At 62.5% G+C, this 22,094-nt stretch carries 22 protein-coding genes and 1 pseudogene; 5 read left to right on the forward strand and 18 right to left on the reverse strand.

What is annotated here, in order from left to right; translation table 11 throughout:
• Positions 1-18 precede the first annotated feature (18 nt).
• The 3 genes from A0O30_RS23000 to A0O30_RS23010 are packed head-to-tail and all read right to left on the reverse strand — an operon-like array spanning position 19 to position 2,956.
• Positions 19-972: a lysylphosphatidylglycerol synthase domain-containing protein gene (locus tag A0O30_RS23000; protein WP_105948163.1), complete on the reverse strand. Its 954-nt coding sequence runs from the start codon at positions 970-972 to the stop codon at positions 19-21.
• Positions 972-2,174: a cardiolipin synthase ClsB gene (gene clsB / locus A0O30_RS23005; protein WP_105948164.1), complete on the reverse strand. Its 1,203-nt coding sequence runs from the start codon at positions 2,172-2,174 to the stop codon at positions 972-974. The genes A0O30_RS23000 and clsB overlap by 1 nt, the downstream gene beginning before the upstream one ends.
• Positions 2,171-2,956, reverse strand: coding sequence for an endonuclease/exonuclease/phosphatase family protein (locus A0O30_RS23010; protein ID WP_105948165.1), 786 nt, complete (start codon positions 2,954-2,956; stop codon positions 2,171-2,173). Before A0O30_RS23010 ends, clsB begins: the two co-directional genes overlap by 4 nt.
• Positions 2,957-3,125: 169 nt before the next feature.
• Here A0O30_RS23010 and A0O30_RS23015 point away from each other — a divergent pair, with 169 nt between their 5' ends.
• The 3 genes from A0O30_RS23015 to A0O30_RS23025 all read left to right on the forward strand — a co-directional run bounded on the left by A0O30_RS23015 (position 3,126) and on the right by A0O30_RS23025 (position 4,443).
• Positions 3,126-3,677: an ATP-dependent Clp protease proteolytic subunit gene (locus A0O30_RS23015; protein ID WP_105948166.1), complete on the forward strand. Its 552-nt coding sequence runs from the start codon at positions 3,126-3,128 to the stop codon at positions 3,675-3,677.
• Positions 3,678-3,848: 171 nt separating this feature from the next.
• The gene (locus A0O30_RS23020; RefSeq protein WP_105948167.1) at positions 3,849-4,058 is read left to right on the forward strand and encodes a general stress protein; all 210 of its coding nucleotides are present in this window, start codon (positions 3,849-3,851) and stop codon (positions 4,056-4,058) included.
• Positions 4,059-4,173: 115 nt separating this feature from the next.
• Complete coding sequence (locus A0O30_RS23025) at positions 4,174-4,443, forward strand: DUF6555 family protein (protein ID WP_105948210.1); 270 nt, start codon at positions 4,174-4,176, stop codon at positions 4,441-4,443.
• 66 nt (positions 4,444-4,509) lie between these two features.
• On the opposite strand, the gene paaZ is transcribed toward A0O30_RS23025, so the two are convergent.
• The 15 genes and pseudogenes from paaZ to paaF all read right to left on the reverse strand — a co-directional run bounded on the left by paaZ (position 4,510) and on the right by paaF (position 20,009).
• Positions 4,510-6,564, reverse strand: a complete 2,055-nt coding sequence (gene paaZ, locus A0O30_RS23030) for a phenylacetic acid degradation bifunctional protein PaaZ (protein ID WP_105948168.1) — start codon at positions 6,562-6,564, stop codon at positions 4,510-4,512.
• 37 nt (positions 6,565-6,601) lie between these two features.
• Positions 6,602-7,834, reverse strand: a complete 1,233-nt coding sequence (locus tag A0O30_RS23035; RefSeq protein ID WP_105948169.1) for an OprD family porin — start codon at positions 7,832-7,834, stop codon at positions 6,602-6,604.
• 39 nt (positions 7,835-7,873) lie between these two features.
• Positions 7,874-9,442: pseudogene (locus A0O30_RS23040) on the reverse strand (cation acetate symporter); the annotation flags it as partial.
• Positions 9,433-9,741 carry a DUF485 domain-containing protein gene (locus A0O30_RS23045; RefSeq protein WP_016499671.1) on the reverse strand — a complete coding sequence of 103 codons (309 nt, stop codon included), beginning with the start codon at positions 9,739-9,741 and terminating at the stop codon, positions 9,433-9,435. The pseudogene A0O30_RS23040 and the gene A0O30_RS23045, both read right to left, overlap by 10 nt.
• A 169-nt stretch (positions 9,742-9,910) precedes the next feature.
• Positions 9,911-10,987 (reverse strand): 1,2-phenylacetyl-CoA epoxidase subunit PaaE, encoded by a 1,077-nt coding sequence (paaE, locus tag A0O30_RS23050; protein ID WP_105948171.1) that lies wholly within the window; start codon positions 10,985-10,987, stop codon positions 9,911-9,913.
• Between the two features lie 15 nt (positions 10,988-11,002).
• The gene (paaD, locus tag A0O30_RS23055) at positions 11,003-11,536 is read right to left on the reverse strand and encodes a 1,2-phenylacetyl-CoA epoxidase subunit PaaD (protein ID WP_105948172.1); all 534 of its coding nucleotides are present in this window, start codon (positions 11,534-11,536) and stop codon (positions 11,003-11,005) included.
• Complete coding sequence (paaC, locus tag A0O30_RS23060) at positions 11,523-12,281, reverse strand: 1,2-phenylacetyl-CoA epoxidase subunit PaaC (RefSeq protein ID WP_105948173.1); 759 nt, start codon at positions 12,279-12,281, stop codon at positions 11,523-11,525. Before paaC ends, paaD begins: the two co-directional genes overlap by 14 nt.
• A gap of 8 nt (positions 12,282-12,289) precedes the next feature.
• Positions 12,290-12,571 (reverse strand): 1,2-phenylacetyl-CoA epoxidase subunit PaaB, encoded by a 282-nt coding sequence (paaB, locus tag A0O30_RS23065; protein WP_004374528.1) that lies wholly within the window; start codon positions 12,569-12,571, stop codon positions 12,290-12,292.
• Positions 12,572-12,596: 25 nt separating this feature from the next.
• The gene (gene paaA, locus A0O30_RS23070) at positions 12,597-13,586 is read right to left on the reverse strand and encodes a 1,2-phenylacetyl-CoA epoxidase subunit PaaA (protein WP_025754119.1); all 990 of its coding nucleotides are present in this window, start codon (positions 13,584-13,586) and stop codon (positions 12,597-12,599) included.
• Positions 13,587-13,802: 216 nt separating this feature from the next.
• Complete coding sequence (gene paaK / locus A0O30_RS23075; RefSeq protein ID WP_104834707.1) at positions 13,803-15,122, reverse strand: phenylacetate--CoA ligase PaaK; 1,320 nt, start codon at positions 15,120-15,122, stop codon at positions 13,803-13,805.
• A gap of 121 nt (positions 15,123-15,243) precedes the next feature.
• The gene (pcaF, locus tag A0O30_RS23080; protein WP_105948174.1) at positions 15,244-16,464 is read right to left on the reverse strand and encodes a 3-oxoadipyl-CoA thiolase; all 1,221 of its coding nucleotides are present in this window, start codon (positions 16,462-16,464) and stop codon (positions 15,244-15,246) included.
• A complete protein-coding gene (gene paaI, locus A0O30_RS23085) occupies positions 16,457-16,897 on the reverse strand; it encodes a hydroxyphenylacetyl-CoA thioesterase PaaI (protein ID WP_105948175.1) in 441 nt (146 codons plus the stop codon). The genes pcaF and paaI overlap by 8 nt, the downstream gene beginning before the upstream one ends.
• Positions 16,890-18,407, reverse strand: a complete 1,518-nt coding sequence (gene paaH / locus A0O30_RS23090; protein ID WP_105948176.1) for a 3-hydroxyacyl-CoA dehydrogenase PaaH — start codon at positions 18,405-18,407, stop codon at positions 16,890-16,892. The genes paaI and paaH overlap by 8 nt, the downstream gene beginning before the upstream one ends.
• 2 nt (positions 18,408-18,409) lie before the next feature.
• Positions 18,410-19,201: a 2-(1,2-epoxy-1,2-dihydrophenyl)acetyl-CoA isomerase PaaG gene (gene paaG, locus A0O30_RS23095; protein ID WP_105948177.1), complete on the reverse strand. Its 792-nt coding sequence runs from the start codon at positions 19,199-19,201 to the stop codon at positions 18,410-18,412.
• 34 nt (positions 19,202-19,235) lie between these two features.
• The gene (gene paaF / locus A0O30_RS23100) at positions 19,236-20,009 is read right to left on the reverse strand and encodes a 2,3-dehydroadipyl-CoA hydratase PaaF (RefSeq protein WP_105948178.1); all 774 of its coding nucleotides are present in this window, start codon (positions 20,007-20,009) and stop codon (positions 19,236-19,238) included.
• 350 nt (positions 20,010-20,359) lie between these two features.
• Here paaF and paaY point away from each other — a divergent pair, with 350 nt between their 5' ends.
• Positions 20,360-20,959, forward strand: a complete 600-nt coding sequence (gene paaY, locus A0O30_RS23105) for a phenylacetic acid degradation protein PaaY (protein ID WP_105948179.1) — start codon at positions 20,360-20,362, stop codon at positions 20,957-20,959.
• A gap of 77 nt (positions 20,960-21,036) precedes the next feature.
• A complete protein-coding gene (paaX, locus tag A0O30_RS23110; protein WP_177410304.1) occupies positions 21,037-21,960 on the forward strand; it encodes a phenylacetic acid degradation operon negative regulatory protein PaaX in 924 nt (307 codons plus the stop codon).
• The last annotated feature ends 134 nt before the right edge of the window (positions 21,961-22,094 follow it).

Genomic DNA, 22,094 nt, shown 5'->3' on the forward strand with positions numbered 1-22,094 from the left:
TCCGTTCAACGGCCCTTGTCAGGTCTGGGCGGGCTTGTCATGCTGGCGCATGGCCTTGGCGCGTTTTTCCAGGATGAGGTAGGTAATCACGGCCAGCAGCAGCGGTAAGAGGTAGTACAACGTGCGATAGCCGAGCAGGGCAGCGACCAGCGTGCCTTGGGCCATTTGCCCGTGCAGCAAGGCCAGGAAAACCGCCTCCAGCACCCCCAGCCCGGCCGGGATATGTGCGACCACACCTGCCACGCAACTGATCAGCAGAATGCCCAGTATCGACGGGTAGAACGCTTCCCCCGGCAGCAACCAGAAGATCAGTAACGCCATCAGCGCCCAGTTGCTGGCACCCAGTACCACTTGGTACAGCGCCAGGCGCAGTGAAGGTAAAGTCACTTCGTGGTTGCGCCAGCGCCACGTGCGCTTTTTGGCAAAACCGCAGGCCAGCAGGTAGCTCACGGCAATACCGAGTAACAGCACACCGATCAGGCGCAGGCCGGTGGCACCCACCGCCCAGTTGCTGGGCAGCTCGACCAGGCCCAGGGCGAACACCGTGCCGGCCAGCAACATGTAGCCCATCCAGTTGGTCAGCAGGCCCAGGGTGAGAATGCGTGTGATGGTGGGCGTGTCCAGCCCCAGGCGGCTGTAAAGCCGGTAACGCAGGGCAACACCGCCCACCCAGGTCGTGAAATTGAGGTTGAATGCATAGCACACGAAAGCGATTGGCAGCACTTGCCGAACCGGCAAATGATGACCAGTGTAGGCCCGTGCCAGCAGGTCGTAACTGGTGAATGTCAGGTAGCTGCACAGCGCTATTGCAAGGCCGATGACCAAGGTGCCGGGTTTGTACGCCAGCAACGATTGGCGCACTTCGTTCCAGTCCAGGTTGCGTGCCAGCAGATAAAGCAGCACGGGTACCAGAATCAGGAACGCCATCGTCAACACGCGTTTGCCCCGGGCTTGCCAGTTTGTGCGCGGCATCAGGTATTGCCCTCGTGCAGGTCTGCCTGGGCCGCGACTTCCGGCTGTACCGAGCGCAAACGCTGGCGGTGTGCCGGGAACCAGCCGGCAATGCGCGGGAAATGCCGAATCACGTGAAAACACACGAAGATCAACGGCGCCCGCCACCAGTAACCGCGAATCATGCGTTCCAGCGTGACCGGCTTGCACTGGTCGCAGGCCAAAGCCTGCAGATGCCGGTTGAGTTGCTGGTTGAACGCGCGGTCCCGGATGAACAGGTTGGCTTCCAGGTTGAACGACAGGCTCAAAGGATCGAGGTTGCTGGAGCCAACGGTGGCCCACTCGTCATCCACCAGCGCCACCTTGCCATGCAAAGGACGCTGGCAGTATTCGTGAATGGCCACGCCGTCGCGTAGCAGGTAGTTGTACAACAGCCGCGAGAGTGCCCGGACCCAGCGCATGTCGGGCTGGCCCTGCAGAATCAGCCGCACATCCACGCCACGTCGGGCCGCATTGCGCAGCTCACGCATCAGCCGGTAGCCCGGGAAAAAGTAAGCGTTGGCGACCACGATGCGCTGCCTGGCACCACGAAATGCCTCCAGGTAATGGTTTTCTATATCGGTACTGCGCAGCCCGTTGTCGCGTTCCACCAGCACGGCGCTGCTGGCCCCGGCGGGCTCGGTAACGGGCCGGACCGCGCTGGGCGGTTGCAACACCGTAGACATCAGGCGTTTGCTGGCCGCGTGCACCTGCGCCACCACCGGGCCGGCCACCTCCACGGCGTAGTCCTGCTTGGCCATGGCGCCAAAGTCGCTCAGGTGGTCGGCGCCATAGTTGATGCCGCCGATGAAGGCTCGCTCTCCGTCAATGACCACGATCTTGCGGTGCAGGCGCCGAAACAGGTTGGTTCGCAGACCTACCAGGCGCGGCTGCGGGTCGAATGCATGGAGACTGACTCCCGCATCGGTCATGGCGGATATGAAGGCCGTTGGCAGATCGGCGGTGCCGTAACCATCCACCACCACCTCCACACGCACTCCGCGCCGGGCCGCTTCGATCAATACCTGTTGCAGTTGCTGGCCGACCTTGTCGTCAAAGATGATGAAGGTCTCAAGCAGTATTTCTTCTCGCGCCTGGGCCATCGCCTTGAACACACAGGGGTAATACTGCTCGCCATTGATCAGCAACTGCACGTTGTTGCCGTCTACCCAAGGTCGGTTCACAGGTTGATCTCCGCAGCCAATGGGGCATGGTCGGACAGATGCGACCACGGGTAGTTCGACAACACCTGGGCATTGCCCGGCATTGCATTGCGCAAGTAGATGCGGTCCAGCCGCAACAGCGGCAGGCGCGCAGGAAAGCTGCGCGCCGGGGAGCCAAAATGCTCGCCGAAGGCTTCTATCAAGTGTTCGCACAGCACGGCGTCGGCCTTCAGCCGCCAGTCGTTGAAGTCGCCGGCAATGATGACGGGCGCCTTTGGCGGCAAGCTGGTCAGCAGGTCCAGCAGCAGCTTTACCTGGCTTTGCCGGTGGGCCTCACGCAAGCCCAGGTGCACGCATATGGCATGCATCTGTTCGTGGCCCGGCACCTCCAGCTGGCAATGAAGCAGCCCGCGCTGCTCGTTGCCTTGCACCGAAACGTCCAGGTTGTTGTAGCTACGGATGGGGAACTTCGACAACAACGCATTGCCGTGATCGCCATGGGGGTATACGGCATTGCGGCCATAGGCGAACTGCGGCCACATGCTGTCGGCGAGAAACTCGTACTGGGGCGCTTCTGGCCAGGCGGGGTGGCGCAGGGCATGTCGTTCATGGCTACCGTGCACTTCCTGCAAAAACACCAGGTCGGCGCCGGTGGCGCGCACGGCTTCGCGCAGCTCCGGCAAGATGAAGCGCCGGTTGAAAAAGGTGAAACCCTTGTGCACGTTCAGCGTCAGCACATTGAGCCGGCGTACCGCGGTGACCTTGTCGATGATGCGGTTTGGGGCGGGCAGGGTCCTGTTCACAAGGCCCCCTCCATTCGGTTGCTTTGAACGTGCGACCGGTGCAGATCACTTGGGGTTCAGCATGCATGACCAACGGAAACGTTGATGTCGGGTTGAACTTTGCGGCGGCTTGCGTTTCCACCGCATACCCGCCAGACCAAGGAATGACCTGCCTACCCTGGAGGCAAACATGGCACGACACATCATCCATTTCACCGGGCCGATCAACTCGTCAACCTGTGGCAACCTCATCAATACCTGTTCGCGGGCATTGCAACAGGGTGCCGAAGTGCTGCAGTTGAACATCGCCACCATGGGGGGCGAGTGCAGCTACGGGTTTACCCTGTACAACTTCCTGCGGGCGCTGCCGGTGGAGGTGCATACGCACAACCTGGGCACGGTGGAGTCGATGGGCAACATCCTGTTCCTGGCTGGTGAGTGGCGCACGGCCTGCAGTTTCAGCAAGTTTCTGTTCCATCCGTTTCATTGGACCTTGCATGGTGCGGTGGACCACTCGCGGATGGCCGAGTATGCAATGAGCCTGGATTATGATTTGCAGCTGTATGCGCAGATTGTCGCCGAACGGACTGCGGGGGCGGCCGAAGTGCTGGATGTGCCACGGTATCTGATGGCGAACCCGCGAATACTGGAGCCACGGGAAGCGCTGGAAAACGGGATGATCCATGCCATTGATGAAATGCCGATCGAGCGGGATGCGGTTCAGTGGAGTGTGCATGCCTGACAAGCCAATTCTCCAAGGCATGTACGCCACGCAAACTTCTTGGCTCCGTGTATTTCGTGCCACTGGTCAGTCGGTGAGAAATACATTGAGCAGAGCCCGTGTTCAGCGCCTCGTAACTTAGGCATGGCGCGAATCCATGCAATTCGCCAATCCCTCGCAAGGAGAAACGACATGGCACAGGACCAAGCGCAAACACGCCAGCGTGGTGGCAGCAAAGAAACCAATCCAGGTAATTTCGCCAATGACCGGGAGCGTGCTTCCCGCGCCGGGCAGAAGGGTGGCCAGGCTTCTGGCGGCAATTTTGCCAATGATCGCCAACGGGCGTCGGAAGCGGGCCGCAAAGGCGGGCAGAACAGTCACGGGGGCGGCCGCAGCCAGTGATTGAGCGGGCCGGGTGTCGGGTTGCGGGCTGCAATTGTTCGACAAAATTTTGAATTATCTGGCCCTGCCCGAATCAATCAGGTTGTCATCCATGGAGAAGAGGAGGCCCCCTGCGATGCCTAGCCCACAACTGTACATCATCGATTACCAACTGCATGGCCAGCCGCGCAGTTTCATCATTCGTCTGGAGCGGTTGGACAATGCCGAGGCCTGGCATTGGGCAAGTTGCGATGCGGGCATCGGCATCATTCCCAAGTTCGGGCGCGAGAAGATCAGGAAGATCAGCCGGCCCATGGCCGAGCGCTACGGGATTACCGCCGTGACGTGGCGGATTTCAGGGAGCAAGCCGAACCAGTCGGTGGGGGATCCAGCGGCAATGCGATGATGCCACACGTGACGCTGCCGGCCACTTCGCGGTTGAACCCGTGAAGTGGCCGGCGAGGTCAAGCCATCACTCGGGCTGCTTCAGCACCAGGGTCAGGATGTCATAACTGGCCACCAGTTCACCCAGCTGGTTAGTGACTTCCACATCCCACGCCACCACACCCTGCGGCTGGCCCAACGGGCTGGTCTTGCCTTGGTCGATCTTGCGCTTGCAGGTCAAGCGCGCCTGGATGGTGTCGCCGATACCCACCGGGTTGATGAAGCGCAGGGTGTCCAGGCCATAGTTGGCCAACACCGGCCCGGCACCTGGCGACACGAACAGGCCGGCTGCCGCCGACAGCACGAAGTAGCCATGGGCAATGCGCTTGCCAAACTGCGATTCCTTGGCCGCGATTTCGTCGAAATGCATGTAGAAGTGGTCACCCGACAGGCAGCCGAAGTTGACCAGGTCGGCTTCGGTCACCGTGCGGCGGGGGGTCAGCAGCGACTCGCCGATGCGCAGTTGCTGGAAGTAGCGGCGGAACGGGTGGACTTCGGTTTCGATCACTTCGCCACCGCGTACGTATTCGCCGGTGACTGCCGTGAGCATGCTCGGCGAGCCCTGGACAGCGGCACGCTGCAGGTAGTGCTTGACCGCACGCAGGCCACCCAGCTCTTCACCGCCACCGGCCCGGCCAGGGCCGCCGTGCTTGAGTTGCGGCAGTGGCGAGCCGTGGCCGGTGGACTCCTTCGCGGCCTCGCTGTCGAGCACCAGCAGGCGACCATGCCAGGCAGCCGCCACCGGAATGGCCTTGGCAGCCACGCGACGGTCGGCGGTGACCAGGGTTGCCACCAGGCTGCCTTTGCCCCGTGCGGCCAGCGCCAAGGCTTCGTCAAGGTCATCGTAAGCCATCAGCGTGCTGACCGGGCCGAACGCTTCGATGTCGTGGGCGCCGCCTTCGGCGTGCGGGTCGCGGGCTTGCAGCAGGGTCGGGGCGAAGAACGCCCCCTCGGCCACACCTTCGCCGCGCGGGGCAAAGCCATCGCTGGCGCCGAACAGCTGGTCACAGCTTTGCAGCAGGCTGCGCACCCGCTCGGCCACGTCGTGCTGCTGGTCATGGGAGGCCAGGGCACCCATGCGCACGCCTTCCAGCGAGGGGTCGCCAACCACGACTTTGCTCAGGCGCTCGCGCAAGCGTGTGGCAACGGCATCGATGTGCCTGGCCGGCACAATGGCCCGGCGGATGGCCGTGCATTTCTGCCCGGCCTTGGTGGTCATTTCACGCACCACCTCCTTGATATACAGATCGAACTCTTCGCTGTCCGGGCTTACGTCCGGCCCGAGGATGGCACAGTTCAGCGAGTCCGCCTCTGCGGTGAAAGGTACCGAATTACGTATCAGGTTCGGCGTGACGCGCAATTTGGCAGCGGTATCGGCAGAGCCGGTGAAGGTCACCACATCCTGACCTTGCAGGCGGTCGAGCAAGTCGCCAGTGCTGCCGATCACCAGTTGCAGGCTACCCTCCGGCAGCAGGCCGGAGGCGTTCATCAGGCGTACGACGGCTTCGGTCAGGTAGCTGGTGGAGGTCGCAGGCTTGACGATACAAGGCATGCCGGACAGGAAGGTCGGCGCGAATTTTTCCAGCATGCCCCAGATGGGGAAGTTGAACGCGTTGATGTGCACCGCAACGCCTGCACGCGGCACCAGGATGTGGCTGCCGGCGAAATGGCCTTGTTTGCCCAGCGCAATGGCAGGGCCTTCGTGCACCAGGTTGCCCGACGGCAACTCACGGCTGCCAATGCCCGCGTACGAGAACAACGTGGCGTTACCGCCCTCGATGTCGATCCAGCTGTCGGCACGGGTAGCGCCGCTGTGGTGGGACAGGGCGTAAAGCTGTTCTTTGCGTTCGGCCAGGTACAAGGCCAGGGCTTTGAGGCGCTGGGCGCGTTGCTGGAAGTCCATGGCCATCAAGCTGGCAAGGCCACTGGCTCGGGCGTAGTCCACGGCTTCGGCGAAGTCCGGGCGCTCTTCATGGCTGAAGGCAAGCACATGGCCGTCGAGGGCACTGCGCAGGGCCTGAGCGCCATGCTGGCCCAGCCAACGGCCGGCAATGAAGCTTTGCAGGGTAGGGGCGGCAGACATGCTGTTCTCCATGCTGTTCAAATGTAGGGGCGCGCTGTTACCACAGCGCCAGGGTGTAGCCGATGATCAGGCGGTTTTCGTCCACGGCATTGGTCAGGCCGTTGCCGGAACGGAAAGTGACATTGCGCCAGCGCAGGCTCACGTCTTTGAACGGGCCGCTCTGGATGACGTAGGTGATGTCGGTGTCGCGTTCGCGCTCGCGGCCATTGCTGACGGTGGCGGTTTCGGCGTGGCGGCCGTCGGTGTAGCGGGTCATGAAACTCAGCCCGGGGATGCCCATCGCCACAAAGTCGTAGTCATAGCGCACTTGCCATGAGTCCAGCCCGGCACGGGTGAAGGTGTTGTAGGTGACCAGGTTGACCGTAAAAGGGTCGCCGCCGTTGACGAACGGGAAAGCGCTGTCGCCGGACATCTGCTGCCAGGTGGCGGTGAACTTGTGCGCCCGCACGCCGAGGGTGAACATGGCGTTGAAGTTGCGGTTGTCGATGTTGCCGGCACGCTCGGCGCCGTCGTTGCGGCTGTCGAAGTAGCGCAGGTCGCTGCGCAGGCTCACACCTTCGCTCAATGGGCGGGTATCGATCAGGCCCACGAACTGCTGGCGGTAGATGTCTTCGAGCTTGGCGTAGTAGTAGCTGACGCTGGTTTGCGGGGTGATGGCATAGCTGCCACCGCCGAAGTCCAGGTGGTCGCTGGTAGCAGCGCCGTAGCCAATGTCGTCCCGGCCCGAGGAATCGCGCAGGTTGGCCTTGGTCAGGCGGCCGGCGTTGAAGGTGAGGCCATCAAGGTCCTGGCTGGTCAACAGGCCACCCTGGAAGGTGGACGCCAACAGGCGGGTGTCGTTGTAGACCACCACCGGCAAGATGGGTTGCAGTGTGCCCAGGCGCAGTGTGCTCTTGGACACGCGCACCTTGCCGGTCAGGCCCAGTTCGCTGTAGTCATCGACCGGCTCATGGCTGTTCGGGCCAAAGGGCAGCAGGCCGGTGTTGCGGCGGTCGCGACTGGAGTCGAGCTTGATACCCAGCTGGCCCATGGCATCGACGCCAAAACCGACCGGGCCTTCGGTAAAGCCCGACTCCAGCTTGGCGGTAACGCCCTGGCCCCATTCCTCGGCCTTGGCCTGCGGGGCATTGCTTTGGCGGAAGTCGCGGTTGATGTAGTGGTTACGCAGCTCCAGCCGCGCGTGGCTGTCGCTGATGAAGTCTGCCATCGCTGGCAATGGCAGTGCGAGGGTGGCCAGCCAGGCAGCTGACATGAAGTGCGTGCGGTTCATTGTTGTTGTTTTACCCGACATGATTGTTCGTCCTTGAAGTCAGTGCTTGCTGGCGCCGGCGGCGCCGATACCGGTCATGGAGCGGATGAACTGGGCCAGGTAGCGGCCACGCTCTTCAGTGGCACGCTCGGAGCTGTCGGTGACCGAGAACACCCAGGCGCTGAGGAACGCCAGGCTCATGGAGAACAACGCCGGGTTGCTGTAAGGGAACAATGCTGTTTCGTTGTGCAGCACGTTGACCCACACCGCCGGGCCAAGCACCACCAGCAGCACGGCCGAAACCAGGCCAGCCATGCTGCCGCATACCGCGCCACGGGTGGTCAGCCCCTTCCAGAACATCGAGAGCAGCAGCACCGGGAAATTGACCGAGGCCGCCACTGCCAGTACCAGGCCGGAGAGGAAGGCGATGTTCTGCGACTCGAACAGCAGGCCGAGGATCACCGCCAGCAGGCCGATCAGCAGGGTGGCGATACGCGACACACGCATTTCTTCCTGCTCGGTGGCCTTGCCTTGACGGAACACGCAGGCGTACAGATCGTGGGACACGGCCGATGCGCCAGATAGCGCAAGGCCAGCTACCACGGCAAGGATGGTGGCGAAGGCCACGGCAGAGATGAAACCAAGGAACAGGTTGCCGCCCACGGCCTGGGCCAGGTGCACGGCGACCATGTTGCCGCCGCCGATGATGGCGCCGGTGGCATCGCGGTAGGACGGCTCGGTACCGACCATGACGATGGCGCCAAAGCCAATGACGATCAGCAGCAGGTAGAAGTAGCCGATAAAGCCGGTGGCATAGAACACGCTCTTGCGTGCTTCCTTGGCGTCGCTCACGGTGAAGAAGCGCATCAGGATATGCGGCAGGCCAGCGGTGCCGAACATCATGCCCAGGCCAAGGGAAATGGCATCAATCGGGTTGGACAGCAAGCCACCCGGCGCCATGATCGCCTGCCCCTTGGCATGCACGGCCACGGCGCTGGCGAACATGGCTTCGGTGCTGAAGCCAAAATGCTTGAGCACCATGAAGGCCATGAAGCTGGTGCCCGACAGCAGCATGACGGCCTTGATGATCTGCACCCAGGTGGTGGCGAGCATGCCGCCGAAGGTGACGTAGGCCACCATCAACACGCCGACCAGCATGACCGCGTACAGGTAGCTGATGCCGAACAGCAGCTCGATCAGCTTGCCGGCGCCGACCATCTGCGCGACCAGATACATCAATGCAACGACCAAGGTGCCGAACGCCGAAGTGAGGCGCACCGGCGTTTGTGCCAGGCGGTAGCTGACCACGTCGGCGAACGTGTACTTGCCAAGGTTACGCAGGCGCTCGGCGATCAGGAACAGGATGATTGGCCAGCCGGCCAGCACGCCAAGGGCATACAGCAGGCCGTCGTAGCCGTTCATGAACATCATGGCCGAGATGCCCAGGAAGGAAGCGGCACTGATCATGTCGCCAGCGATCGCCAGGCCGTTCTGCATGCCGGTCAGTCCCCCGCCGGCGGTATAGAAGTCGCTGGCCGAGCGGGTGCGCAGGGCAGCCCAGCGGGTGACCAGCAGGGTGAAGCAGACGAACACCATGAACATCGAGATGGCTGTCCAGTTCATTGTGCGCACTCCTGCTTGACCTTTTCGTTGAGCGGGTCGAGCACGTTGTTGGCGCGGTGCACGTAGATGCCGGTCAGGGCGAAGGACAGCAGCACCATCAGCACACCCACCAGCATGCCCACGGTGGTCACGCCGCCGCTGAGGGACTGGCCGAGGGTGCTGGGCGAAAACGCCACCAGCAGGACGAAGCCGTAGTAGATCACCAGCATGGCCAGGGTCAGGCTGCCGTTTAGGCGGCGTTTGCGCCGTACCAGGTGCTGGAAGTCGGGGTGGTTGGCGATGCTTTCTATGCGTTCGGGTGTCATGGGTTGCGATCTCTGGGTGTTGTAATTGTTTTGTTGAGGTCACGCGGGTGTTGCGGTGTCGCTGATGGCCTCTTCGCGGGCTTGCCCGCTCCCACAGGTATGGCGTTGCTCTACGCCTTTGTGCGGTCCCTGTGGGAGCGGGCGCGCCCGCGAAGCAGGCGATGCGGCCTTAGAGCTGGTCGAAATCGAGGACCACTTTGTCGCTCACCGGGTAGGTCTGGCACGACAGCACATACCCGGCCGCCACTTCGTAGTCTTCCAGTGCGTGGTTGCTGTCCATTTCCACTTCGCCTTCGATCACCCGGCACTTGCAGGTAGAGCACACGCCGGCCTTGCAGGAGTAGGGCAGCTCGGCGCCGATGGCATTGCCGGCGTCCAGCACGTTCTGGGTGTTGCGTGGCAAGTCGAAGGTGAGCGCGCGTCCGTCGCTGATCACGGTGATGTGGCTGAGCGCTGCGTCCACCTGGCGCGCCGCTTCGCGGGCTTCACGTCGTGCTTCGTTACCGGCAGCGGCGAACAGCTCGAAATGGATGCGCTCCTTGCCCAGGCCGTTGGCCTGCAAGCTGTCGCGTACGGTCTCGGTCATCGCCTGGGGGCCGCAGATGAAGGCCGCGTCCAGGCCTGGAACGTCCAGCCAGCGCGAAAACAGCTGGCCGCACTTGTCCGCGTCGATGCGACCGTTGTACAGGTCGACATCCTGCTGCTCGCGGCTGAATACGAAAATCAGGTTCAGGCGGTCGAGGTACCGGTTTTTAAGGTCTTCGAGCTTGTCGCGAAACAGCGCGCCAGAGCTGGAACGGTTGCCGTACAGCAAGGTGAAGCGGCTGTGCGGTTCACTGTCCAGGGTGGTGCCAATGATCGACAGGATCGGGGTAATGCCGCTGCCGGCGGCCACGCCCAGGTAATTGCCGTGGCGGGCAGGGTCCAGCGGCACGAAGAAGCTGCCCGATGGCGGCATCACGTCCAGTTGCTGGCCGGCTTTGAGCGCATCATTGGCAAACGCCGAGAAACGCCCGCCTGGCACGCGCTTTACGGCCACGCGCAGCTCACCGTCCTGGACAGCGCTGCAGATGGAGTAGGAGCGGCGAACCTCTTCGTTGTCCAGCTGGGTACGCATGACCAGGTACTGGCCCTGGGTGAAACGAAACTGTGCTTGCAGGTGCTCGGGCACGTCGAAAGCAATCGACACCGCGTCACGGGTCTCGTTGCGCACTTGCTTGATGGTCAGGCTGTGAAACTGGCTCATGGCATTCTCCACGGCTCAAATGCATTTGAAATAGTCGAACGGCTCCAGGCACTCGCGGCAGCGGTACAGGGCCTTGCACGCGGTGGAGCCGAACTGGCTGAGCAATTCGGTATGGGCGCTGCCGCATTGTGGGCAGCACACTTGGGGCACTTCGCCCAGCAGGCTTCGCTTGCTGGCGCTGCCTTGGGGGGGCGCAATGCCGTAAGCCCGCAGGCGCTCGCGGCCCAGTTCGCTGATCCAGTCAGTGCTCCACGCCGGGGTCAGCCGGCGCTCAAGGTCTGGCGCGGCAAAACCCGCCTGTTCCAGCGCCTGGCGGATATCATCTTCGATCACCTCGGTGGCCGGGCAACCGGAGTAGGTCGGGGTAACCACCAGGTGCAGGTGGCCGGCGCGCCAGTCGAGGTCGCGAACGATCCCCAGGTCGACCACGCTGACCACAGGCACTTCCGGGTCCATGACCTGGCCAAGCACCGCCCATGCCCGGGCCAGGTCGTCACCGTGCTGCGCCCGCGCACCCCGGTCGCCGGCAATCAGCTCACCAGGTTGCATCGGGGTAGGCCCTTGGCAGGAACTGCATTTCGGCCAGCAGCAGGCCCAGGTGCTCGGTGTGCAAGCCTTTGCGACCGTCCAGGTAGAAGTGGCTGGCAGCCTTTGGCAGCGGCAGGTCGACCGAGGCGAAGGTTTCGCTCACCTGCTTGAGCCAGGCAGCACCCACGGCACCGGGGTCGGCAGCGATACCCGCTTTGGCCAGCTGCACTTCATTGTCGCTGCCGGCCGTCAGCTCGACCGTGAAACGCCACAGTGCCGCAATGGCGGCAAGCATGCGCTGGCGGCTTTCCTCCGTGCCGCCACCCAAACGCTGTACCCACTCACTGGAGCGGCGCAGGTGGTAGGTGACTTCCTTCAAGGCCTTGGCGGCGATACCGGCGATACGTTCATCGCTGGAGCCAGCCAACCCCTGCAGCAGGGCGAAGTGCCAGGCGTCGTAGAGGAACTGCTTGGTCATGGTCACGGCGTAGTCGCCGTTAGGTTGCTCGACCAGCAGCAGGTTGCGGTAGGCTCGCTCGTCACGGCGGAAGGCCAGGGCATCGGCGTCGCGGCCGTCATCCAGCAGCTCGGCGGCATACTCCAGCCAGTTGCGCGCCTGGCCGACCAGGTCGAGGCCGACGTTCATCAGGGCCAGTTCTTCTTCGATGGCCGGGGCGTGGCCACACCACTCGCAAAGGCGCTGGCCTTGTACCAGGGCACTGTCGCCAAGCAGTAGCAGGTAGGGGATAAGGGCTTCGTTGTGCATGGCCAACCTCACATGTGTCCGACTTCGTCGGGCAGTTCGTAGAAGCTGGCATGGCGGTAGACCTTGTCGTCCGAAGGGGCGAACAGCGGGTCTTTCTCGTCGGGGGACGACGCGGTGATCAGCGCCGAGGGCACCACCCACAGGCTGACGCCTTCGCTGCGACGGGTGTACAGCTCGCGGGCGTTCTCGATGGCCATGGCGGCATCGGCGGCGTGCACACTGCCGACGTGCTTGTGGTTAAGGCCGTGCTTGCTGCGCACGAACACTTCGTAGAGGGTCCAGACAGACATTTTCGATCTCCGCATCAATCGCCGCTCAGGCGGCGTTCTTGTTCTGTTGCTTGCGCGCGTAGGCCACGGCGGCCTCGCGTACCCAGGCACCGTCCTCGATGGCCTTGCGCCGGGTGGCGACACGTTCCTGGTTGCACGGGCCATTGCCCTTGATCACTTCGTAGAACTCGTCCCACTGGATTTCGCCAAAGTCGTAGTGACCGCGTTCGGCGTTCCACTTCAGCTCAGGGTCGGGGGCAGTGCAGCCGAGCAGTTCGAGCTGCGGCACGGTCTGGTCGATGAAGCGCTGGCGCAGCTCATCATTGGTCTGGCGCTTGATCTTCCAGGCCATGGACTGGGCGCTGTTCGGGGAATGTTCGTCGCTTGGGCCGAACATCATCAGCGAGGGCCACCACAGGCGGTTGATGGCGTCCTGCACCATGTCGCGCTGGGCCTGGGTACCGTGGCGCATCATGGTCAGGAGAATTTCGTAGCCCTGGCGCTGGTGGAAGCTTTCTTCCTTGCAGATACGGATCATCGCGCGGGAGTAGGGGCCGTAGGAGGTGCGCTGCAAGACCACCTGGTTGACGATGGCGGCGCCATCCACCAGCCAGCCCACTGCGCCCATGTCGGCCCAGCTGAGCGTGGGGTAGTTGAAGATGCTCGAATACTTGGCCTTGCCGCTGTGCAGCTTGGCGATTTCTTCATCGCGGTCGGCGCCCAGGGTTTCCATGGCGCTGTACAGGTAGAGGCCGTGGCCGGCTTCGTCCTGGATCTTGGCCATCAGTTGCAGCTTGCGCTTGAGGCTGGGGGCGCGGGTGACCCAGTTGCCTTCGGGCAACATGCCGACGATTTCCGAATGGGCGTGCTGGGAGATCTGCCGGATCAAGGTCTGGCGGTAGGCCTCGGGCATCCAGTTCTTGGCTTCGATCTTGATTTCAGCGTCGATCTTTTCCTGGAAGTTGCGCTCTTCGGGCGACATCTCTTCCAGCGACTTGACGCGCTTGACTCCGGTTTCCACTAGCTGTGCGTACATGTGCTGCGACTCCTGCTAAGGCATGAGTCATTTGTAAGCGATACAAAACATAACGTCAAACTGTTTTGTGTGTATCAAATAAGATTTGTGTATCGCTTTCAGGCCCCGTCGCGGGCAAAACCGTCCCCCGAAGGGATCTCGCAGCCCCTGTAAGGGCTTGCAACACGCAAAAAAAAGCCCCGGACTGAGCCGGGGCCGAAAAGGCAGCCGAATGAATCAGCTGGCCAACCGTTTATCAAACACGTGGCAGGCCTTGCCCTCGGAGCGCTTGAGCGTGCCGCAAGGCTGCAGGTGCACCTGGGTGCTGATGCCAATGTAGGTCTTGATCTGCTTGCTCAGCTCACCGATCACCTGCTTGCGCTGGCCGTCATCAAGGTGCTGGCACTCCCCGCGCAACTCCACGTGCACCTCGACACTGTCCAGGTTTCCATTACGATACAGATGTATCTCATAAAGCTCTGAGAGTTGTTTTATTTTAAGCACCTGCTCCTCGATTTGGGTCGGGAACACGTTGACCCCCCGAATGATCAGCATGTCGTCGCTGCGACCGGTAATCTTGCCGATCCGCCGCATAGGGCGAGCGGTGCCCGGTAGCAGCCGTGTGAGGTCGCGGGTGCGGTAGCGCACCATCGGCAACGCCTCTTTGCTCAGCGAGGTGAACACCAGCTCGCCGAGCTGGCCGTCTGGCAGCACTGCGCCGGTGACCGGGTCGATGATCTCGGGGTAGAAGTGGTCCTCCCAGATGGTTGGGCCGTCCTTGGTTTCGATGCATTCCATCGCCACCCCAGGGCCCATGATTTCCGACAGGCCATAGATGTCGAGGGCATTGATGCCCAGCCGCCCTTCGATGGAGCGGCGCAGCTCGTCGGTCCAGGGTTCAGCACCGAAAATGCCCAGCCGCAGCTTGAGGTCGTGCGGGTCGATGCCCTGGCGCTCGATCTCGTCAGCCAGGTTGAGCATGTAGGAGGGGGTGACCATGATGATGTCAGGCTGGAAGTCACGAATCAGCTGCACCTGCTTCTCGGTCTGGCCGCCAGACATCGGGATTACCGTGCAGCCCAGGCGCTCGGCGCCGTAATGCGCGCCAAGGCCGCCCGTGAAAAGCCCATAGCCGTAGGAAACGTGCACCTTGTCACCTTTACGCCCTCCGGCCGCGCGGATCGAGCGGGCGACGACATTAGCCCAGGTGTCGATGTCATTCTGCGTATAGCCAACCACCGTCGGCTTGCCTGTAGTGCCGCTTGAGGCGTGCAGGCGCACCACCTCTTCCTGAGGCACGGCGAACATCCCGTAGGGGTAGTTGTCACGCAGGTCGTTCTTGCCGGTGAAGGGGAACTTCGCCAGGTCTTCAAGGCTTTTGAGGTCGTCGGGGTGGGCGCCGCACTCGGCAAAGCGCTTGCGGTACAGCGGCACATTGTCGTAGGCGTGCTTCAGGCTCCAGCGCAGCCGCTCCAGCTGGTGCTGACGCAGGGCATCGACGCTGGCGGTTTCCATCGGGTCCAGCAGGGCACGATCGGCATCATGGTACATGTTCATGGCTTCACTCGAATTGTTCTTGTACGCCGCGCGGCACCGGTTGCAGGCCGTGCGGTGAGTGTCATGAGCGCAGCATATACGGCTGCGTTCGGTTGGGTAACAGGCAGATGGTCTGATCCGCTCAGAGGCGCTCGATGACCATCGCAATGCCCTGGCCAACGCCGATGCACATGGTGCACAGGGCGTAGCGGCCGGCGGTTTCTTCCAGCTCATGCAAGGCAGTGGTCACCAGGCGTGCACCGCTCATGCCCAGTGGGTGACCCAGGGCAATGGCACCGCCGTTGCGGTTCACCCTCGGGTCATCATCGGCCAGGCCCAGTTCGCGCAACACCGCCAGGCCCTGGGCCGCAAAGGCCTCGTTAAGCTCGATGACGTCGAGGTCGGCCAGCGACAAACCCGTCAATTCCAGCACCTTGCGGGTTGCCGGTACCGGACCGATACCCATCAGCCGGGGCTCGACCCCGGCCACGGCCATGCCGACGATACGGCCGCGCGCCTTGAGGCCGTGTTGGCGGGCAGCCGCGCTACTGGCCAGCAGCAGGGCGCAGGCGCCGTCGTTGACCCCGGAGGCGTTGCCCGCTGTTACGCTGCCACCTTCACGGAAAGGCGTCCCGAGCCGGGCCAGTTGCTCAAGCGTGGTATCGCCACGTGGGTGCTCGTCGTGCTCGATCACTTTGGGCGGGCCTTTGCGCTGCGGGATTTCGACCGGCACGATTTCCCGGGCCAGGCGGCCGCGGGCCTGAGCTTGCGCTGCCTTGTGCTGGCTACGCAGGGCGAAAGCATCCTGGTCGGTGCGCGAAATACCGAACTGTTCCGCCACATTCTCGGCCGTTTCCGGCATCGAATCGGTACCGTAGGCAGCTTTCATGAGCGGGTTGACGAAACGCCAGCCGATGGTGGTGTCGAACAGCTCGGCGGCACGACCGAATGCCTGATCTGACTTGCCCATCACAAATGGCGCACGGGACATTGATTCCACGCCACCCGCCAGCATCAGCCCAGCTTCACCACAGCGCAGGGCGCGGGCTGCATTGCCGATGGCATCCAGGCCGGAACCGCACAGGCGGTTGATGGTGGTCCCAGGCACTTCGAGTGGCAGCCCGGCCAACAGGCTGGCCATGTGCGCCACGTTGCGGTTGTCTTCACCGGCCTGGTTGGCGCACCCGAGCATGACGTCATCGACGGCTTTCCAGTCCAGTTCGGGGTGACGCTGAATTAACGCCTTGAGCGGGATTGCGGCGAGGTCATCGGCCCGCACGCCGCTCAAGGCGCCGGCGTAGCGGCCAATAGGGGTGCGCACGGCGTCGATGATCAAGGCATCGGGCAGAGTGTGTTCATTCATCTTGCGTCTCCTGCGCCAGCACGGTGCCGCGCACTTTGTAGGATTTGCCATGGAACATCGCCACCAGCTCACCGCGCTGGTTATCGATGCGCACGTCGTACAGGCCGGTACGGCCCTTGCGGCTGACCTCGCTGGCGCGGGCGGTGAGCACGTCATCGCGCAACGCCGGAGCCAGGTAGTCGATGCTGCAGCCCAGCGCCACGGTGGCCTCATCGTAGCTGTTACAGGCGAAGGCAAATGCCGAGTCGGCCAGCGCGAACAGGAAGCCGCCATGGCAGGTGCCATGACCCTGGATCATGTCGGCACGAACCGGCATGCGCAGGCTGGCGCTGCCTGGGCCGGCATCCAGCAGGGTGATGCCCAGGCTCTGGGTGGCTTGGTCGCGGGCGTACATGGCGTCGGCACAGGCGTGTGCCAGTTCCACTTCAGTCATGCAGGGTGCCTCCTTTGGCTTCGCAGCGGCGTAACAACAGGGAAGGGCGGTAACGGCTCTCGCCGTAGCTGCGCTGCAGGTTGTCGAGCACGTGCAGGGTGTGGGCAATACCTATATTCCCGGCCCAAGCCAGCGGGCCGCAGGGGTAATTGACGCCGGCGCGCATGGCGAGGTCGATGTCGGCGGCGCTGCCGACACCTTGCAGCACGGCATCGGCGGCTTCGTTTGCAAGCATTGCCACGGTGCGCAGCACCACCAGGCCAGGCAGGTCGGCGACCGCCGTGACCTTGAGCCCGGCGCGCTGCAGCAGGGCCACGGCGTGGTCGCGTGCGCTTTCGGTGATGTCCGCCGACCAGCTGATGGCTATTCGCGTGGCAGTGCTGTAGTCCAGTGCGAGGTCGAGCAGCACCAGGTTGCGCAGGCCATCTTCACGGGCGCGCTGGCTGGCGAGGCGGCCATCGGACAGTGCCAGGGTGGCATCGCCGACCCGGATCACACCGCTACCTGCACGCCGGGTGACGGCGATGCCATTGAGGCTCAGGCGCTCTACCAGTGGCTGCATTACACCCAAGTTTCCCTCGATGACGCAGGCTTCGGCGCTGGTGAGGCTGCACAGTTCAGCAGGTGCTGGCCGTTCGGCGCCTTCGGCATAGCTATAAAAGCCTTGGCCAGTCTTGCGGCCAAGGCGTCCGGCATCCACCAGCTCTTTTTGCACCAGCGAAGGCTGGAAGCGGAAATCTCCATAGAACGCATCGAACACCGAGCAGGTGACGGCGTAGTTGACGTCGTGCCCTATCAGGTCGGTGAGTTCGAACGCCCCCATGCGGAAACCACCCGCATCGCGCAACAGTGCATCGAGGCTGGCGCAGTCGGCTGCACCTTCCTGCAACAGGCGCAGGCTTTCGGCATAGAAAGGCCGCGCCACACGGTTGACGATAAAACCCGGTGTCGAGCGCGTGTGCACTGGCTGTTTACCCCAGGCCTGGGCGGTATCGTAGATGCAAGAGGCCACTGCCGGTTCGGTTGCCAGGCCCGACACCACTTCGACTAACGCCATCAGCGGCGCCGGGTTGAAGAAGTGCATGCCAACTACCTGTTGCGGGCGTGCAAGGCCGGCGGCCAGGCTGGTGATGGACAACGACGAGGTGTTGCTGGCGAGTATGCAATCGTCGGCGCACAGGGCTTCGAGCTGACGCAATAGCGTCTGCTTGACCTGCAGGTTCTCGACGATGGCTTCGATCACCAAGCCGGCATCAGCCAATGCTTCAAGGGTGTCGACCGGGCATAGCCGCAGGCGGATCATTTCGTGTTCGGCTGCCTGCAACTTGCCTTTTTCCACCAGCCGGGTGAGTTGCCGATCAATACCGGCCACAGCCTGGGCAGCAGCGCCTGGGCGGTTGTCGTACAGTTTCACCGGGTGTCCGGCCTGGGCCGCGACCTGGGCGATGCCGGCCCCCATGGCACCCGCACCGATCACCGCCACCTGCACATCGCTTGCGAGTGCACTCATGTTCAGCACCCCTTGAAATCTGGCGTGCGCTTGTTCATGAAGGCGCCCACACCTTCGCGGTAGTCTTCGCTGCGCCCGGCCAGACGCTGCAGATCGCGTTCCAGCTCCAGCTGTTCATCGAAGCCATTGTCGAAGCTGGCATTAAGGCCGCGCTTGATCAGGGCCAGACCGTAAGTGGGCTGGGTGGCAAGCTGGCGGGCGAGGGTGAGGGCCTCATCACGCAGTGCGGCATCGTCCACTACGCGATGGATCAGCCCCCACTGCTGGGCCTGCTCGGCGCCAAGGCGTTCGCCCAGCATGGCCAGGGCCTTGGCCCGTGCCATGCCGACCAGGCGCGGCAGCAGCCAGGTACCACCAGAGTCCGGCACCAGGCCGATCTTGCAGAACGCCTGAATGAAGCTTGCAGAGCGGGCAGCCAGTACCAGATCGCAGGCCAGCGGTATGTTGGCACCGGCGCCAGCGGCCACGCCGTTGACCGCACAGATCACCGGCAGCGGCAGGTCGCGCAACGTGCGCACCAGCGGGTTGTAAAACTTGTCGATGGACTCGCCCAGGTCTGGCATTTCGGCACCTGGGGCAACGTTGCGGTCGGACAGGTCCTGGCCGGCGCAGAAGCCACGGCCTTCGCCTGTCAGCAGCAGTACTCGCGCATCACTGCTCTGGCGTACTTGCTTGAGTGCCTCGCGCACTTCCAGGTGCATGGCGGTGTTGAAGCTGTTCAGTTGCTCGGGGCGGTTAAGCGAGAGGAGGGCGACGCCGTCCTCGATGGAAAACAGGATGTGCTGGAAAGTCATGACAGACTCGCTCCGTCAGTCGAGGGAAAAATGGTCAGCGGCCCTGGAAACGGGCCTGGCGCTTTTCCTGGAATGCCCGGATACCTTCATCGCGGTCGGCGGTACCGGCAAGCAGGGTGAACGCATGCCGTTCGAAACGCAGGCCGCTGGCCAGGTCGGTGTCGCCGGCTTTCAGTAACGCCTCCTTGCCCAGGCGCACAGCCAGGGGCGCCTTGGTGGCAATGCTGCGGGCAACCTGCAGGGCGCGTTCCACGGTGAATTCCGGTTGAGTGGTTTCGCTGACCAGGCCGGCTTGCAGGGCGTGGCGGGCGGTGATCGCTTCACCTGTCAACACCATCTGCATGGCCAACGGCTTGCCGACAGCGCGCAACAGCCGCTGGGTGCCGCCAGCGCCGGGGATGATGCCGAGGTTGATTTCCGGCTGACCGAAACGGGCGTCAGTACCGGCAATGACGATGTCGGCACACATCACCAACTCGCAACCGCCACCCAGTGCATACCCGTTCACGGCGGCAATCAGCGGCTTGGCGAATGCGGCGATCGTTTGCCAATGGGCTACACGAGGGTCGTTGAGAATGCCGACCAGATCGCGCTCGGCCATCTCACGGATGTCGGCACCTGCGGCAAATGCCTTGGGGCTACCGGTAATCACTACGGCGCGTATCTGCTCGTCGCCCCCGGCAAGCTGCAAGGCAGCAGCCAGCTCTGCCAGTAGCTCGGTGCACAGGGCATTCAGGGCCTCAGGCCGTTGCAAGGTGATGAGCTGAACGCCACGTTCGGGCGCCTGCACATCGAGATATCGCGGCATGTCGGGTTCCTCTGGCTACACGCACGGCACATCGTGGCGCCGGCATTTCTTGGAATTGTTTTTTTGCAAGGCGTGATGCTGGATCACGACCAAGTGCAGCCAGTATATGCATCATGCGATACCATTATGCAATGCTAAAAATTGTTTTATGTATCTCTTTGTTCGTATCGAAACTTCAGAAACAGGCATCGATGACCCTTCGCTTAAACGCTTCATCTGGCTATTAATCATCGTTATTGCCTAAATTTTTCACGATTCGCCACTCATGAGAGAAGCGATACACGATTGACGGGTAAGCTGAATGTGATACAAGCTGTAACGGTATCTCAAATCATTTCAGGAGTATTGCCATGCCTTGTTATCGACTGGACGGCCTGACGCCCGTGGTGCATCCATCAGCCTACGTACACCCCAGCGCAGTGCTGATCGGCGATGTCATCGTTGGCCCTGGTTGCTACATAGGCCCATTGGCATCGCTGCGGGGTGATTTCGGCCGTATCGTGCTGGAAGAGGGCGCCAACCTGCAGGACACCTGCGTAATGCATGGCTTTCCGGGCGGCGATACCGTGGTTGAACGCAACGGGCATATCGGACATGGCGCCGTGTTGCACGGGTGCAGAGTGGGCGAGGATGCCTTGATCGGGATGAATGCGGTGGTGATGGATGGTGCCCATATCGCACCACGCTGCATCGTAGCGGCTGCCAGCTTCGTCAAAGCCGGCTTCGAGTGCGAGGCTCAAAACCTTGTAATGGGCTCGCCAGCCCAGATGAAACGGCGCCTGAGCGAGCAGGAGCTGGCCTGGAAGCAGCGCGGCACCGCGCAATACCAGCAACTGGCGCAGCGCTGCATGAACACCATGGTCGAATGCCCGCCACTGGCCGAGGTTGAAGCAGGGCGGCTGCGTATGGAAGACACAGGTATCAGGCCCAAAGGCCAGGCGACGGCATGAGCCTGGTTGCGTCACGCAATGGCCAGGCGGCCCGCCGCACAGGTATAGTCGGTGCTTTATCCGCGCACAGTTCGCCCATGAGCAATCTCGCCCCACTGAACAACTTGATCACTCGCTTCCAGGAGCAGACGCCGATCCGCGCCAGCTCCCTGATCATCACCTTGTACGGCGATGCCATCGAGCCCCACGGCGGTACCGTTTGGCTAGGTAGCCTGATCAACCTGCTGGAGCCAATCGGCATCAATGAACGGCTGATTCGCACATCGATCTTTCGCCTGACCAAAGAAGGCTGGCTCACGGCAGAAAAGGTTGGCCGGCGCAGCTACTACAGCCTGACGGGCACGGGTCGCAGGCGCTTCGAGAAAGCCTTCAAACGCGTCTACAGCCCAAGCCAACCCGCTTGGGACGGGGCGTGGACGCTGGTGCTGCTGTCGCAACTGGAGGCAGGTAAACGCAAGGCCTTGCGTGAAGAACTGGAGTGGCAGGGGTTTGGCGTAATGGCGCCGAACCTGATGGGTTGCCCACGGGCAGACCGTGCCGACCTGGCTGCCACGTTGCGCGAACTCGAGGCCAGCGACGACAGCATCGTCTTTGAAACCCACACACAGGAAGTACTCGCGTCAAAAGCCATGCGCGCCCAGGTACGGGAGAGCTGGCGCATCGACGAGCTGGGGCAGCAGTATAGCGAATTCATCCAGCTGTTCAGGCCGCTGTGGCAGGGGTTGAAAGAGCAAACGGTGCTCGATGCGCAAGATTGCTTCCTGGCACGCACGCTGCTGATTCACGAGTACCGCCGGTTGCTGTTGCGCGACCCGCAACTGCCAGAGGAGTTACTGCCAGGGGACTGGGAGGGAAGGGCCGCACGACAGCTGTGCCGTAACCTCTACCGGTTGGTGTTTGCCAAGGCGGAGGAATGGCTGAATGCAGCGTTGGAGACGGCAGACGGACCATTGCCGGATGTTAACGAAAGCTTTTACAAGCGTTTTGGTGGATTGGCGTAAGGGCAAAGAGAGGGCAGTTATCTGCCCTTTTATATAACTACGCTAAATGACTATTTAGTGTAGTTAACGGTAATCACCAGCCAATTCCTACCTATAAATTAGAAGAAATCGCCGTCTAATCCAACTTTCTCGCA

Source organism: Pseudomonas sp. LLC-1 (assembly GCF_002992185.1).
In the GTDB taxonomy this organism is placed as follows: Bacteria; Pseudomonadota; Gammaproteobacteria; order Pseudomonadales; family Pseudomonadaceae; genus Aquipseudomonas; species Aquipseudomonas monteilii.